This is a genomic window from Streptomyces sp. NPDC104313 (genome assembly GCF_055583985.1).
On sequence record NZ_JBVJMW010000023.1, the window covers coordinates 19,878 to 34,529 of the forward strand.

The following is a 14,652-nucleotide window of genomic DNA, read 5'->3' on the forward strand; positions in this document are numbered from 1 at the left end:
GTCAGCCGCGCGGGTCCCAGCGGAACCACCGTCGCACAGCAAACACGCCGAAAGCGGTCCAGGCCAGCGCGGTCACCCCGGCCGTGAACAGGTCACCGCCCCCGACCCCGCCGAGCCAGCCGTGCCGGATGAGGGTCATGACGCCCGTCATCGGCAGCAGCTCCAGTACGGAGGCCAGCTCGTCCGGGAACACCGCCAGCGGGATGAACAGCCCGGAGCCGAACATCGAGACGAAGAACAGCGGCAGGGTGGTGAGCTGCGAGGTCTGCACTGTCCGGGTGATCACGGCGGTCGCCGCCGCCAGGGCGGACATCAGCACGAAGGCCAGCAGCAGTCCGGCCAGCAGGAGGTCGGGGCGGTGCGGTGCGCTCAGGTCGAAGGCGATCGCGCCGGCCACCACCAGCAGCACGCACTGGGCGAGCGCCAGCGCGACGGACGGCAGTGCGGTGCCGATCAGGATCTCGCGGTCGGAGATCTCGCCGGTGCGCAGCCGCTTCAGGACGAGTTCCTCGCGCCGGGCGACGTACGCGGAGACGAGGTTCATGTAGACGACCTGGACGAGCACCATGCCGATGCCGCCGGTCAGGGTGGCGCCCGCGACGGTGAGCCCGGTGCCGCCGAGGTCGATCTGTTCGAGCGAGGACCGCATCGCGAAGATCATCACGAGGGGCAGCAGCAGGGCCACGACGATCGCGGTCCGGTTGCGCACCAGGAGGATCAGCTCGGCGCGGCCGAGGGCGGTCAGCCGCCGGGCCACGGCCGCCGCGCCCGTGGGGGAGGAGGCGGGCGTCCGGTCGCGGACGGGGGTCGTGGTCGTCATGCCGTCACCTTCTTCGTGCTCTTCGTGCTCTTCGTTCCGCCGGATCGGGTGGAGAGGTCGTGGAGCTGACGCGGGTCCTCGTCCCGGGGCGCGTGCTGGGTCTTCGCGATGTCGAGGAACGCCTCTTCCAGGGAGGCGGAGCGGGCGTCGAGGCCGTGCAGCCGTACGCCGGACTCCCGGGCCCACTGAAGGAGTTCGTGCAGCGACTCCTGGAGGGCGGGGGTGCGGATCTCGACCCGGGACCCCTCCGCCGCGGCCCGCAGCGAGAGCGGGAGGCGCGCCGCCGGCACAGCCTCGGGGAGCACGAACCGGATCCTGGCGGGCTGCTGAGCGGTCACCTCGGCGATGGTCCCGGTCGTCACGATCCTTCCCTGATGCATGATCGCCAGCCGGTCCGCGAGCGCCTCGGCCTCCTCCAGATAGTGGGTGGTCAGCAGCACGGTCGTGCCGTTGTCCCGCAGCGCCCGGACGAGCTCCCAGGTCTCCCGCCGGCCCTCGGCGTCCAGCCCGGTCGTCGGCTCGTCGAGGAAGAGCACCTCGGGCCGGGACGTCAGGGCGAGCGCCAGGTCCAGGCGGCGCTTCTCGCCGCCGGACAGCTGCTTGACCCGTACGTTCGCGCGGCCGGTCAGGCCGACCATCCCCAGGGCCTCGCCGGCCGGGCGTGCGCCGGTAGTGCAGGCCGACCACATGCGCACGGTCTCCATGACCGTCAGGTCGGAGGGGAAGCCGCCTTCCTGGAGCATCACTCCGGTACGGGGGCGGACGGCTGCGCGTTCGCGGTACGGGTCGTGGCCGAGGACCCGTACCGTCCCGTCGGTCGGCGGCGCCAGGCCCTCCAGAAGTTCCACGGTGGAGGTCTTGCCCGCGCCGTTCGTCCCGAGCAGGGCGAACAGTTCGCCGCGGGCCACGGAGAAGGAGATCCCGGACACGGCCTCGAAGCCGCCGACGTAACGTCGGCGGACCCCGTTCGCCTCGATCACGGGACCGTCCGCGTGGTCACTGAGCATGTCGTCGCTGGTCATGCTCCGAGCGTCTCCCCGGAAGCGGCCCGCGAGCAGTGCGCGCTGTCACCACTGTTCATGACAAACGTCATGAGGGCGGCAGAGGAGGAGAGGGGGCGGGGCGGGAGCACGACAAAGGCCCTGACCGAGGAGGTCAGGGCCTTTGATGCTGAGCGGACGACCAGGTTCGAACTGGCGACCTCAACCTTGGCAAGGTTGCGCTCTACCAACTGAGCTACGTCCGCAGTGCAGCCACTCGGCTTTCACCGGTGGAGCGAGCACCACTCTACCTGATCCAACGAAGTGGTCCGAAGAGTTGTGCAGAGCGGGTGACAGGAATTGCACACTGCGCCTTCCCCCTGGAAGGGGGATGTTCTACTACTGAACTACACCCGCACGCTGCGTGGGATTCGGCTTTGCGGCCTCGCCCCTCGGCGTGCTCCAGACTCTAGCCGACCTGCGGGGGTGTCGCGCAAGTCGGCTCCCCGGGGGCCTCGCGGAACGGGCCCCCGGTCCGGCCTGCTGGGCACCCGGGCCCGCCTGACGGAGCGTCCGGCCCCGGGCCCGCCGGCGCCCGGCGGATCGGCCCGACGGGCCGCCCGGGCGGCCCTGTCCGTCGGTCGGGCCGCCCGGCCCGGCGCCGCCGCGGTTCAACCGGCCGGCGCCGCCGGCCGACAGCTCGGCGACCCGGCCGGCCGGCACCGCCGCGGCTCAACTCGCCGCGTCGAACGCCTCGTAGACCTTCTTCGGGATGCGGCCCCGGGCCGGCACCTCCATCCGGTGCGAGCGGGCCCAGGCGCGGACGGCCGCCGGGGCCGGGGCGAGGGAGGTGTGGTGGTAGGTCGTGGGCGTCCTGCCATGCTTGCTGGCATTTGTCTGCTTTCGACCGGCGGCCAGGTAAGGAGCCAGGGTCTTCCGCAGTTTCTTCGCGTTGGCGGGATTGAGATCGATCTCGTACGTCTTCCCGTCCAGGGCGAAGGTCACCGTTTCCGCCGCTGCTCCCCCGTCGATGTCGTCGGAGAGCGTCACCACTACGCGCTGAGCCACGGATATCGGTCCTTTCCTACGGCATCGGCGCGTACTTCGTGCGCGGATGCCTGCCTTCCGGCTGCCAGACGGGCGGATGTGGATCGACGAGATGTCGACTGTTCCGTTGTCCCCGGGGCAATGTTGCTTTCCCCGGTAATCATTTGTACAGCGGTGGGTACCGCATTGTGAAGCCCAGCCAATTACATCCGCGTGTCCGTGTGCAATCCGTGTGCAATCCGGACGTGATTTTTCCAGACCTTTTCCCGGCGGTGTCGCGGCCGATATCCTGGTGTGATCCGCGCGGGGCCCCGCCCTGTCCGTCCCGCCCGATATCTACCCGCGTAGAAATTTTGGCCAGGTACGCTGAGTGGACCCGCGGGGGTCTGGGGAACCCCCCGGAGAGACAGCCGCACCACACCACCACACCGGGAGTGCCAGTGGCACGCGTCGTAGTCGACGTCATGCTCAAGCCCGAGATCCTCGACCCGCAGGGACAGGCGGTGCAGCGTGCACTGCCCCGTCTCGGCTTCGAGTCGATCGCGGACGTTCGTCAGGGAAAGCGTTTCGAACTGGAGGTCGAGGGGCCGGTCGACGACGCCGCCCTCGCCCGTATTAACGAGCTGGCCGAGACGTTCCTCGCCAACACCGTCATCGAGGACTTCGTCGTGAGGGTGGAGGAGGAGAAGTGACCACCCGTATCGGCGTCGTCACTTTTCCCGGCACCCTCGACGATCAGGACGCCCTGCGCGCCGTCCGGATCGCGGGCGCCGAGCCCGTATCCCTGTGGCACCGTGACAAGGACCTGCACCAGGTCGACGCGGTCGTCCTGGCGGGCGGTTTCTCCTACGGGGACTACCTCCGCGCCGGCGCGATCTCCCGCTTCTCGCCGGTCATGGAAACCCTCATCGAGCAGGCGAGGGCCGGTATGCCGGTCCTCGGCATCTGCAACGGCTTCCAGATCCTGACCGAGGCGCACCTGCTGCCCGGCGCGATGCTGCGCAACAACCACCTCCACTTCATCTGCCGTGACCAGAGCCTGCGGGTGGAGAACGCGGAGACCGCCTGGACCTCGGACTACAGCGCCGGCCAGGAGATCAGGGTCCCGCTCAAGAACATGGACGGCCGGTACACCGCCGACGAGCACACGCTCGACGAGCTGGAGGCCGAGGGCCGCGTCGCCTTCCGCTACCTGGACGGCAACCCCAACGGCTCGCTCCGCGACATCGCGGGCATCACCAACGCCGCGGGCAACATCGTCGGCCTGATGCCGCACCCGGAGCACGCCGTGGAGCCGCTCATCGGCACCGGCGGCACCGACGGCCTCGGGTTCTTCACCTCGATCATCAAGAAGCTGGTCAACGCATGAGCCTGGATACGGTCAAGCACGCGGCCGAGACCCCGGACACCGAGCAGCCCTGGAAGGACCTCGGCCTCAAGGAGGACGAGTACGCCCGGATCCGCGAGATCCTGGGCCGCCGTCCCACCGGCGCCGAGCTCGCCATGTACTCCGTGATGTGGTCGGAGCACTGCTCGTACAAGAGCAGCAAGGTCCACCTCAAGCAGTTCGGCGAGAAGGTCCCCGCCAACGACGCGATGCTCGTCGGCATCGGCGAGAACGCGGGCGTCGTCGACGTCGGCCAGGGGTACGCGGTCACCTTCAAGGTCGAGTCGCACAACCACCCCTCGTACATCGAGCCCTACCAGGGCGCGGCCACCGGTATCGGCGGCATCGTCCGCGACATCCTCGCCATGGGCGCGCGCCCGATCGCGGTCGTGGACCCGCTGCGCTTCGGTGCGGCCGACCACCCCGACACCAAGCGCGTCCTGCCGGGCGTCGTCGCGGGCATCGGCGGCTACGGCAACTGCCTGGGCCTGCCCAACATCGGCGGCGAGGTCGTCTTCGACGCCTGCTACCAGGGCAACCCGCTGGTCAACGCCGGCTGCATCGGCGTGATGAAGCACGAGGACATCCACCTCGCGCAGGCGTCGGGCCCCGGCAACAAGGTCATCCTGTACGGCGCCCGCACCGGCGGCGACGGCATCGGCGGCGTCTCCGTGCTGGCGAGCGAGACCTTCGAGTCCACCGGACCCGCCAAGCGCCCCGCCGTCCAGGTCGGCGACCCGTTCCAGGAGAAGCTCCTGATCGAGTGCACCCTGGAGATCTTCAAGGAGAAGCTCGTCGCGGGCATCCAGGACCTCGGTGGCGCCGGGCTCTCCTGCGCCACCAGCGAGCTGGCCTCCGCCGGTTCCGGCGGCATGCGCGTCGAGCTGGACACCGTGCCGCTGCGCGACTCCTCCCTCTCGCCCGAGGAAATCCTCATGAGCGAGTCCCAGGAGCGCATGTGCGCGATCGTCGAGCCCCAGCACGTGGACCGCTTCCTGGAGATCTGCGAGAAGTGGGACGTCATCGCCACCGTCATCGGTGAGGTGACCGAGGGCTCCCAGCTGGAGATCTTCTGGCACGGCGAGCAAATCGTGGACGTCCCGCCGCGCTCGGTCGCCCACGACGGCCCGGTCTACCACCGCCCGTTCGCCCGCCCGTCCTGGCAGGACGCGCTCCAGGCGGACGACGCCGGCAAGCTCGCCCGCCCGGCGAACCCGGCTGAGCTGCGCGAGCAGGTCCTGAAGCTGGTCTCCTCCCCGAACCAGGCCTCCAAGGCATGGATCACCGACCAGTACGACCGCTTCGTGCAGGGCAACACCGTCCTCGCGATGCCCGAGGACGCGGGCATGGTCCGCATCGACGCCGAGTCGAACCTGGGCGTGGCCATGTCGACCGACGGCAACGGCCGGTACGCCAAGCTCGACCCGTACGCCGGGGCGCAGCTCGCGCTGGCGGAGTCGTACCGCAACGTCGCCGCCTCCGGCGCCAAGCCGCTGGCCATCTCGGACTGTCTGAACTTCGGTTCGCCCGAGGACCCGGACGTCATGTGGCAGTTCGCCGAGGCCACCCGCGGTCTCGCGGACGGCTGCCTGGAGCTGGGCACCCCGGTCACCGGCGGCAACGTCTCGCTCTACAACCAGACCGGTGAGACGGCGATCCACCCGACGCCGGTCGTGGCCGTGCTCGGCGTGATCGACGACGTCAACCGGCGGACGCCCCTCGCCTTCGCGGAAGAGGGCCAGCTCCTCTACCTGCTGGGCGACACGACCGAGGAGTTCGGCGGCTCGGCCTGGTCCGAGGTCGTCCACCAGCACTTGGGCGGTCTGCCGCCGAAGGTGGACCTCGGCCGCGAGAAGCTGCTCGCCGAGATCCTCATCTCGGCCTCCCGCGACGGCATGATCGACGCCGCGCACGACCTGAGCGACGGCGGTCTGATCCAGGCCGTCACCGAGTCCTGCCTGCGCGGCGGCAAGGGCGCACGGCTGGTCGTGCCGGACGGCCTGGACGCGTTCACGTTCCTCTTCTCCGAGTCGGCGGGACGCGCGGTCGTCTCGATTCCGCGCAGCGAGGAGCTCCGCTTCAACGACATGTGCGGCGCGCGCGGTCTGCCCGTCACCCGCATCGGTGTCGTGGACGGCGAGGAGATCGAGATCCAGGGCGAGTTCAGTATCCCGCTGAGCGAGCTCCGTACGGCGCACGAGGCGACGATCCCCGCGCTGCTCGCCTGAGCCACGCGCCGACCGGCACTTCTGAAGCCCCTGCCCGGGTCCTCCGGGCGGGGGCTTCGGTCTTTCCCCCTTCCCCTTGTCAGAGATTACGTAATTACGTAAGGTTGGTGTCATGGAGCTGGAGCAGCGGGTCGCCGAGCTGGAGAGGCGGCTCACGGCGCTGGAGCGGGGGGCCTCCGAGTCCCCCCGCCTGGGCAACGGCGACTTCTGGGCGTTGGACGGGCTGAAACAGCAGCTCGCCGAGGTCGGGGAGGCCGCGGCCGACGGGGGAGTGCTCTACACCGGCTCGGTACGGCTGCCCACCGGCGAGAGTTACGAGTGGCAGTACGGCGCCCTCACCGAGGCCCTGGTCGACGGGGACTGGGCGGACGCCGCCGAGTCGTTCGCCGCGCTGGGCCACCCGGTCCGGCTGCGCCTGCTCCGCGAGATCCTCGGCGGCCTGAGGACGACCGCCGAACTGGCCGGGCTCGACGAGCTCGGCACCACCGGCCAGATCTACCACCACCTGCGCCAGCTGACCGGCGCGGGCTGGCTGCACGCGGTGGGCCGCGGCCGGTACGAGGTCCCGCCGGTCCGGGTGGTGCCGCTGCTGGTGGTGCTGACGGCGGCGCGGCCCTGACCTGACGACGAGAAGACACGAAGCCATGGGGGAAACATGTCTGTCCGCACCATCGTTACGATCGCCATGCGGCTGTCCTGGCTGGTCCTGTTCGCGCTGGTGATCGGTGAGTTCGTCACGGATCTGCCCGGACCGGGCTGGGCGACCACCTTGCTGCCCGCGACGGTCGTCTTCGCCCTCATGGTGGTGACGACGGTCCTCCAGGTCGGGGCCGCCGCACCGCGGGGGGAGCCGAGGCACCCGGTGGAGGTCGACCCGCCGGTCACCGGACGCTGGACGGCCCTGAACAGCCCGGCGGACAAGGTGCCGAGCCATGGGACGCACGTCTACGGGCAGACGTACGCGATCGACATCGTTGCCGACCCGGAGACGGAGGAGGGCGAGCCTTCGGCCCGTCCGGCGTTCCGTTGGATCTGGCCGTTCTTCCGCCGTAACCGCGCCTTCCCGGCCTTCGGCGCCCCGCTGCTCGCGGTGGCCGACGCCACGGTCGTCCGGGCGAGTGACGGCCAGCGCGACCACCTGAGCCGCAACTCGCTGCCCGCTCTCGCCTATCTGATGCTCATCGAGGGCAACGTCCGGTCTTTCGTCGGCGTGCGGCGGATCATCGGCAATCACGTGATCCTCGACCTGGGCGACAGCACGTATGCCGCGTACGCCCACGTCCAGCGCGGCTCGCTCCGGGTGAAGGCCGGGGACACCGTCAGGGCCGGGCAGCAGCTCGGCCGCGTGGGGAACTCCGGCAACACCACCGAACCGCACCTCCACTTCCACCTGATGGACGGCCCGGACCTCGACAACGCCCGGGGTGTCCCGTTCACCTGGCGGGGCGTCGGGGTGCCCGCCAACAGGGAGACGTTCACGGTCGAGGAGCGGGTCGAGGAGCGGGTCGCAGTACAGGCCGCAGTACAGGCCGACGGGCAGGCCGCACCGGCCCGACCAGGCGATGTCGGTGGGGCCCGCTAGTCTCGGCCCCATGCCCCCGGCCAAGAAGCGCCCGCGCGCCTACGACCACCTCAGGACCCGGACGGCGGTCCTCGCCCAGTTCGCCCATGTCCGCGACGCCGTCGCCGTGTTGACGCCCGGCCAGCTCGCCCGGCCGACCCGGCTCGGCGACCGGACGGTGCGCGAGCTCGTCGCGCACGTCGCGATGGGCCTGAGCGGTGTCACCCGGTCCCTGGCCCTGCCGGAGCCGCCCGGGTCCAAGCCGCAAGTGGCCCTGCTGGAGTGGCCGTCGGCCACCGCCGTGCACGCCGCCCGGATCGTCGAGGACCCGGCGGCCGGCCACCCCGGCCTCACCACGCTGTTCGAGGAGGCGGAAGCGGGGTTCACCGGCGCCGTCCCGGCCACCGGCACGGGGGAGCGGCTGTTGGTCACCCGGGTCGGCTCGATGCGGCTGACCGACGTCCTGGTCACCCGGACCGTCGAACTGATCGTCGGGACCGACGACCTGAACGAGGCGCTCGGGCTGGAGATCCCCTACGACCGGCAGGCCCTGGCAGCCTGCACCCGGCTGCTGGCGGACGCCCTCGCGGACCGGGCGCCCGGCGGGTCGGTCGAGGTGCGGGTTCCGCCGTTCGCGGTGGTGCAGTGCATCGGCGGGCCCAAGCACACCCGGGGCACCCCGCCCCATGTCGTGGAGACCGGCCCGCTGACCTGGATCCGGCTCGCCACCGGGCGTAAGGAGTGGGCGCGGGCCCTTCAGGACGCCGAGGTCAGCGCCAGTGGGGAGCGTGCCGACCTGGCCGCGCTGCTGCCGCTGATGGGCTGAGGCGGCCACCGGGAAGCGGAGCGGGCGGAACCGGATCGGCCTCCCGTTCCGTCACATCGCCATGCACACACAACGTATGGCTCTCAGCGTCGGTGTCAGTGTCCTGGCCGTCCTCACCCTCGCCGCCTGCGGTACGGAGTCGGGTTCCGGCTCCGGCTCCGGTTCCGGCAAGGGATCGGGCGACGGCGGCGGCAGCGTACAGAGCGACGTCCCCGTCATCGGGGTGGCCTGGCGCGTCGACTCCGTGACCGTCGGCGGGAAACGGACCGAGGCCCCGGAGGGAGCCCGGCTGGAGATCGACCCGAAGGGCCGGGCCAAGGCCGACTTCGGCTGCAACCGCATCAGCGCGGACGCCCGGGTGAAGGGCGACCGGGTCACCCTGGGCAAGCCCGTGACCACGCAGATGGCGTGCGAGGAGAGCATCGAGAAGTTCGAGAAGGCCGCCATCGACGCGATGGGCGGCGAGCACACCGCGAAGCTCTCCGGCGACGAACTGATCCTCACCACCGAAAGCGGCGCCTCGATGGCACTCAGCGAGGAGAAGCCCGCCGACCTGGTCGGCACCCGGTGGGCCGTGACCACGCTGCTCAGCGGGGAGAGCGCCACGACCGTACCGGCGGACCTGCCCAAGGAGAAGGCACCCCATCTGACCCTCTCCGAGGACGGCACCGTGCAGGGCGACTCCGGCTGCAACTCCTTCCGCGGCCAGGCGACGGTCAAGGGTTCCACGATCACGTTCGGACCGGTGGCCGGCACCCGCAGGATGTGCCCGGAGGCCGAGATGGGCGTGGAGCGCGCCGTGCTCGCCGCCCTGGACGGCAAGGTCACGTACACGATCAAGGGCAAGACCCTCACGCTCACCGCGGACGACGGCAAGGGGATCGGCGCCACGGCCACACCTGCCGGGGCCGAGAACAGCTCCCAGCACGGCTGAATCCGGCTCCCCGGTGTGAGGCTCACCACGAAACGACGTTCGGGCAGCGGCCGGGGCGGTGATCGGGCAGGTTCACCGAGCGCCACGGCCGCCCGTCCGCCCCGGTCGGCCGCTACCTGCCGGTAACCGTTCTCCCGGCCCGGAAGCGAGCGCCGTGTTCGCCTCGCGGCGCCCGGCCCGCCCGCACGGCGGTCGCACAGCGTCACCGGCCGAAGTCCCGCGAATCGCCCGCCCCGGGCGGCGGGCGGGCCCGTTCCCCATGGACCGCCGCCGGTTTGCCCACCGGTCCCCAATTCGGACCGGTGGTCGATCTCGCCTACACTCGGTGCCGTGCCCCGTGGTGATGGACGACTCAACCACGACCTGCTCCCCGGAGAGAAAGGCCCCCAGGACGCTTGTGGCGTCTTCGGTGTCTGGGCTCCGGGTGAAGAGGTCGCCAAGCTCACCTATTTCGGACTGTATGCCCTGCAGCACCGCGGACAGGAATCCGCGGGCATCGCAGTGAGCAACGGGTCCCAGATCCTGGTCTTCAAGGACATGGGACTGGTCTCGCAGGTCTTCGACGAAACGTCTCTGGGTTCCCTCCAGGGCCATATCGCGGTCGGTCATGCCCGCTACTCCACCACCGGCGCCTCGGTGTGGGAGAACGCGCAGCCGACGTTCCGTGCCACCGCGCACGGCTCGATCGCCCTCGGTCACAACGGGAACCTGGTCAACACCGCCCAGCTCGCGGAGATGGTCGCCGACCTCCCGCGCAAGGACGGTCGTGCCACCCAGGTCGCCGCGACCAACGACACCGACCTGGTGACCGCACTGCTCGCCGGGCAGCGCGACGAGAACGACAAGCCGCTCACCATCGAGGAAGCCGCCGCCAAGGTGCTCCCCGATGTCAAGGGCGCGTTCTCCCTCGTCTTCATGGACGAGCACACGCTCTACGCCGCCCGCGACCCGCAGGGCATCCGCCCGCTGGTGCTCGGCCGGCTGGAGCGCGGCTGGGTGGTCGCCTCCGAGTCCGCGGCCCTCGACATCTGCGGTGCCAGCTACGTACGCGAGATCGAGCCGGGCGAGCTCGTCGCCATCGACGAGAACGGTCTGCGCACCTCGCGCTTCGCGGAAGCGAAGCCCAAGGGCTGTGTCTTCGAGTACGTCTACCTGGCCCGTCCCGACACCGATATCGCCGGGCGCAACGTCTACCTCTCCCGGGTGGAGATGGGCCGCAGGCTGGCCGCCGAGGCTCCCGCCGAGGCGGATCTGGTCATAGCGACCCCGGAATCCGGCACCCCCGCCGCGATCGGGTACGCGGAGGCCAGCGGCATCCCGTTCGGCGCCGGACTCGTGAAGAACGCCTATGTCGGCCGGACCTTCATCCAGCCCTCGCAGACCATCCGCCAGCTCGGCATCCGGCTCAAGCTGAATCCGCTGAAGGAAGTCATCAAGGGCAAGCGCCTGGTGGTCGTCGACGACTCGATCGTCCGTGGCAACACCCAGCGCGCCCTGGTCCGGATGCTCCGCGAGGCGGGCGCCGCCGAGATCCACATCCGGATCTCCTCGCCGCCGGTGAAGTGGCCCTGCTTCTTCGGGATCGACTTCGCGACCCGCGCCGAACTGATCGCCAACGGCATGACCGTCGACGAGATCCGCACCTCGATGGGGGCCGACTCCCTCTCGTACATCTCGATCGACGCGATGATCGAGGCGACGACGATCGCCAAGCCGAACCTCTGCCGCGCCTGCTTCGACGGCGAGTACCCGATGGAGCTCCCGGACCCGGAGCTGCTCGGCAAGCAGCTGCTGGAGACCGAGCTGGCGGCGGGCCCGGCGGCTACCGCCGCGGCCGACGCGCTGCGTCGTCCGTGACCGGACACGCCGCCGCCGCATCCCCCACCAGCCCCGTATCTCCACACGAAAGATCCCAGGCCATGTCTGAGACAACAGGTGCTTCCTACGCGGCGGCCGGCGTCGACATCGAAGCCGGCGACCGTGCCGTCGAGCTGATGAAGGAGTGGGTGAAGAAGACGCAGCGCCCCGAGGTCGCGGGTCTCGGAGGTCTCGGCGGCTTCGCCGGCCTCTTCGACGCCTCGGCGCTGAAGCGCTACGAGCGTCCGCTCCTCGCCTCCGCCACGGACGGCGTCGGCACCAAGGTGGACCTGGCACGCCGGATGGGCGTGTACGACACCATCGGCCACGACCTCGTCGGCATGGTCGTGGACGACCTCGTCGTCTGCGGCGCCGAGCCGCTCTTCATGACCGACTACATCTGCGTCGGCAAGGTGCACCCCGAGCGTGTCGCGGCCATCGTGAAGGGCATCGCCGAAGGCTGTGTCCTGGCGGGCTGCTCCCTGGTCGGCGGCGAGACGGCCGAGCACCCGGGCCTGCTCGGCCCGGACGACTTCGACGTCGCCGGAGCCGGTACGGGCGTGGTCGAGGCCGACCGCCTGCTCGGCCCGGACCGTATCCGCAAGGGTGACGCGGTCATCGCCATGGCGTCCTCCGGTCTTCACTCCAACGGGTACTCGCTCGTCCGCCACGTGGTCTTCGACCGGGCCGGCTGGTCCCTGGACCGCGAGGTCGAGGAGTTCGGCCGCACGCTCGGCGAGGAGCTTTTGGAGCCCACCCGGATCTACTCCCTGGACTGCCTGGCCCTCACCCGGACGACCGAGGTGCACGGCTTCAGCCATGTCACCGGCGGCGGCCTGGCGAACAACCTGGCCCGGGTGATCCCGGACGGCCTGCACGCCACCGTGGACCGCTCCACGTGGACGCCCGGCGCGGTCTTCGACCTGGTCGGCAAGGCCGGTCAGGTCGAGCGGCTGGAGCTGGAGAAGACGCTCAACATGGGCGTCGGCATGATCGCGATCGTCCCGGCCGACTCGGTGGACGCCGCGCTGACGACGCTGGCCGACCGCGGGGTCGACTCCTGGGTCGCCGGTGAGATCACCGACCGCGGAGACCGCACCACGGGCGCCGAGCTGACCGGCGACTACGCCCGATAGACAGCGTCACGCCGTGGTGCGCCGGTACAGCCCGCGCGGCGTACCACGGCGCGACAGCCCCACGGGAAAGCCTGCACCGGGACACACAGAACCCGGCCCGGGGCAGGCCCGGACCGGGTTGATGTGTCAGCGCGAGGTCAAGCGCCGCGGCGCTGTGACGACGGACCGGACTGATCGTCCTGATCCTCGTCATCGTTCTGGTTGTAGCGATCCGCGTACTGTGCGTACGGGTCATCTTCCTCGTCGTCGTCCTCGAACGGCTCTGCGTTCGGTGGCTGACTCGAAGGCGATGCGCCCAGCTCATTGGCCAGACGTGACAGGTCTGTCCCGCCGCTGCTGTACTTCAGCTGGCGGGCGACCTTGGTCTGCTTGGCCTTTGCCCGGCCGCGCCCCATGGCTCGACCCCCTCGGTGACGGGGCTCGACGGCCCCAGAGTCTTGACACGCGTTCACGTTTCAGGACGGACTCTCGGCAGAGAGACCGTGCCCGTAGAGCTTTAACGGTACCTGCTTCCGTGGCCATACGGTACGCCGCCCGCATTCCGGTCCCGGTACAGGGCCAGCGAGAAGCCCCGTCCTCCCTGGTCAACTGCGATTTTAACCTCTTGTGGAGGTACGACCCGCCGACCGGCGTGAGTCTTGTCTCGCCGGCCTGCGGGTCGTAGGGGTGGTTGAGGTGTGCCCGGTCAGTGGGCGCGCGCCTCCGCCATCCGCTGCTCGGCGAGCCGATCGGCCGCCGCGGCCGGCGGAATCCCATCCGCCTTCGCACGTGCGAATATTTCCAGCGTGGTGTCGAAGATCTTCGCCGCCTTCGCCCTGCACCGGTCGAAGTCGAACCCGTGCAGTTCGTCGGCCACCTGGATCACGCCACCGGCGTTGACCACGTAGTCGGGTGCGTAGAGAACCGACCGGTCGGCCAGGTCCTTCTCGACGCCCGGGTGCGCCAGCTGGTTGTTGGCCGCGCCGCACACCACCTTCGCGGTGAGCACGGAGACGGTGTCGTCGTTCAGCGCGCCGCCGAGCGCGCACGGCGCGTAGATGTCCAGGCCCTCGGTGCGGATCAGCGCGTCGGTGTCCGCCACCACGGTCACCTCGGGGTGCGGGTCGGTGATCCGGCGCAGCGACTCCTCGCGGACGTCGGTGATCACGACCTCGGCCCCGTCGGAGAGCAGGTGCTCGACGAGGTGGTGGCCCACCTTGCCGACCCCGGCGACGCCGACCTTGCGGCCGCGCAGCGTCGGGTCGCCCCACAGGTGCTGGGCCGAGGCCCGCATGCCCTGGAAGACGCCGAACGCGGTGAGCACCGAGGAGTCGCCCGCGCCGCCGTTCTCGGGGGAGCGGCCGGTGGTCCAGCGGCACTCCCGGGCGACGACGTCCATGTCGGCGACATAGGTGCCGACATCGCAGGCGGTCACGTAACGGCCGCCGAGCGAGGCGACGAACCGGCCATAGGCGAGGAGGAGTTCCGTCCTCTGCGAGGCCTGGATCTTCTCCGGGTCGCCGATGATGACGGCCTTGCCGCCACCGTGGTCGAGACCCGCGAGGGCGTTCTTGTACGACATCCCGCGCGACAGGTTCAGCGCGTCGGCGACGGCGTCCGCCTCGGAGGCGTACGGGTAGAAGCGGGTGCCGCCCAGGGCCGGGCCCAGGGCGGTGGAGTGGAGGGCGATGACGGCCTTGAGGCCGCTGGCACGGTCCTGACAGATCACTACTTGCTCGTGACCTCCCTGATCCGAGTGGAACAGGGTGTGCAGTACGTCAACGTGCGCGCCAGTCACATCGGTCACTGTGGTGACTCCCAAGTACGAAGCGGCGGAGGCCCTCCTGGGGGTGGGGAGGGCCCCGGACCGACCGGCACGGCCGGTCCGATGGGCAAG

At 70.4% G+C, this 14,652-nt stretch carries 14 protein-coding genes and 2 tRNA genes; 9 read left to right on the top strand and 7 right to left on the bottom strand.

Annotation, left to right across the window (positions count from 1 at the left end):
• Position 1 precedes the first annotated feature (1 nt).
• From ACZ60Q_RS33775 to ACZ60Q_RS33795, 5 genes are all read right to left on the bottom strand, one after another.
• Positions 2–820, bottom strand: coding sequence for an ABC transporter permease (locus ACZ60Q_RS33775; protein ID WP_469641389.1), 819 nt, complete (start codon positions 818–820; stop codon positions 2–4).
• A complete protein-coding gene (locus ACZ60Q_RS33780) occupies positions 817–1,842 on the bottom strand; it encodes an ABC transporter ATP-binding protein (protein WP_469641390.1) in 1,026 nt (341 codons plus the stop codon). Before ACZ60Q_RS33780 ends, ACZ60Q_RS33775 begins: the two co-directional genes overlap by 4 nt.
• A gap of 151 nt (positions 1,843–1,993) precedes the next feature.
• Positions 1,994–2,066: transfer RNA gene (locus tag ACZ60Q_RS33785), tRNA-Gly, on the bottom strand.
• Between the two features lie 79 nt (positions 2,067–2,145).
• Positions 2,146–2,217 (bottom strand) — tRNA-Gly (locus tag ACZ60Q_RS33790).
• Positions 2,218–2,532: 315 nt separating this feature from the next.
• A complete protein-coding gene (locus tag ACZ60Q_RS33795) occupies positions 2,533–2,868 on the bottom strand; it encodes a histone-like nucleoid-structuring protein Lsr2 (protein ID WP_469641391.1) in 336 nt (111 codons plus the stop codon).
• 419 nt (positions 2,869–3,287) lie between these two features.
• Between ACZ60Q_RS33795 and purS the strand changes: the two genes are divergently transcribed.
• From purS to purM, 9 genes are all read left to right on the top strand, one after another.
• A complete protein-coding gene (purS, locus tag ACZ60Q_RS33800) occupies positions 3,288–3,539 on the top strand; it encodes a phosphoribosylformylglycinamidine synthase subunit PurS (RefSeq protein ID WP_469641392.1) in 252 nt (83 codons plus the stop codon).
• Positions 3,536–4,216, top strand: coding sequence for a phosphoribosylformylglycinamidine synthase subunit PurQ (purQ, locus tag ACZ60Q_RS33805; protein ID WP_469641393.1), 681 nt, complete (start codon positions 3,536–3,538; stop codon positions 4,214–4,216). Before purS ends, purQ begins: the two co-directional genes overlap by 4 nt.
• Complete coding sequence (gene purL, locus ACZ60Q_RS33810; RefSeq protein WP_469641394.1) at positions 4,213–6,462, top strand: phosphoribosylformylglycinamidine synthase subunit PurL; 2,250 nt, start codon at positions 4,213–4,215, stop codon at positions 6,460–6,462. The genes purQ and purL overlap by 4 nt, the downstream gene beginning before the upstream one ends.
• A 112-nt stretch (positions 6,463–6,574) precedes the next feature.
• The gene (locus tag ACZ60Q_RS33815; RefSeq protein ID WP_469641395.1) at positions 6,575–7,081 is read left to right on the top strand and encodes an ArsR/SmtB family transcription factor; all 507 of its coding nucleotides are present in this window, start codon (positions 6,575–6,577) and stop codon (positions 7,079–7,081) included.
• A gap of 36 nt (positions 7,082–7,117) precedes the next feature.
• A complete protein-coding gene (locus ACZ60Q_RS33820) occupies positions 7,118–8,044 on the top strand; it encodes a M23 family metallopeptidase (protein WP_469641396.1) in 927 nt (308 codons plus the stop codon).
• A gap of 10 nt (positions 8,045–8,054) precedes the next feature.
• Positions 8,055–8,849, top strand: a complete 795-nt coding sequence (locus ACZ60Q_RS33825; protein ID WP_469641397.1) for a maleylpyruvate isomerase family mycothiol-dependent enzyme — start codon at positions 8,055–8,057, stop codon at positions 8,847–8,849.
• Between the two features lie 61 nt (positions 8,850–8,910).
• Entirely contained in the window at positions 8,911–9,783 is an 873-nt protein-coding gene (locus ACZ60Q_RS33830; RefSeq protein ID WP_469641398.1) for an META domain-containing protein, read from the top strand.
• Positions 9,784–10,113: 330 nt separating this feature from the next.
• Entirely contained in the window at positions 10,114–11,640 is a 1,527-nt protein-coding gene (purF, locus tag ACZ60Q_RS33835) for an amidophosphoribosyltransferase (RefSeq protein WP_469641399.1), read from the top strand.
• Positions 11,641–11,702: 62 nt separating this feature from the next.
• Positions 11,703–12,776 carry a phosphoribosylformylglycinamidine cyclo-ligase gene (gene purM / locus ACZ60Q_RS33840; RefSeq protein ID WP_469641400.1) on the top strand — a complete coding sequence of 358 codons (1,074 nt, stop codon included), beginning with the start codon at positions 11,703–11,705 and terminating at the stop codon, positions 12,774–12,776.
• Between the two features lie 137 nt (positions 12,777–12,913).
• On the opposite strand, the gene ACZ60Q_RS33845 is transcribed toward purM, so the two are convergent.
• Both ACZ60Q_RS33845 and ACZ60Q_RS33850 read right to left on the bottom strand, forming a co-directional pair.
• Entirely contained in the window at positions 12,914–13,171 is a 258-nt protein-coding gene (locus ACZ60Q_RS33845; protein ID WP_103532022.1) for a DUF3073 domain-containing protein, read from the bottom strand.
• Between the two features lie 290 nt (positions 13,172–13,461).
• Positions 13,462–14,562, bottom strand: a complete 1,101-nt coding sequence (locus tag ACZ60Q_RS33850; protein ID WP_469641401.1) for a Leu/Phe/Val dehydrogenase — start codon at positions 14,560–14,562, stop codon at positions 13,462–13,464.
• Positions 14,563–14,652 lie beyond the last annotated feature (90 nt).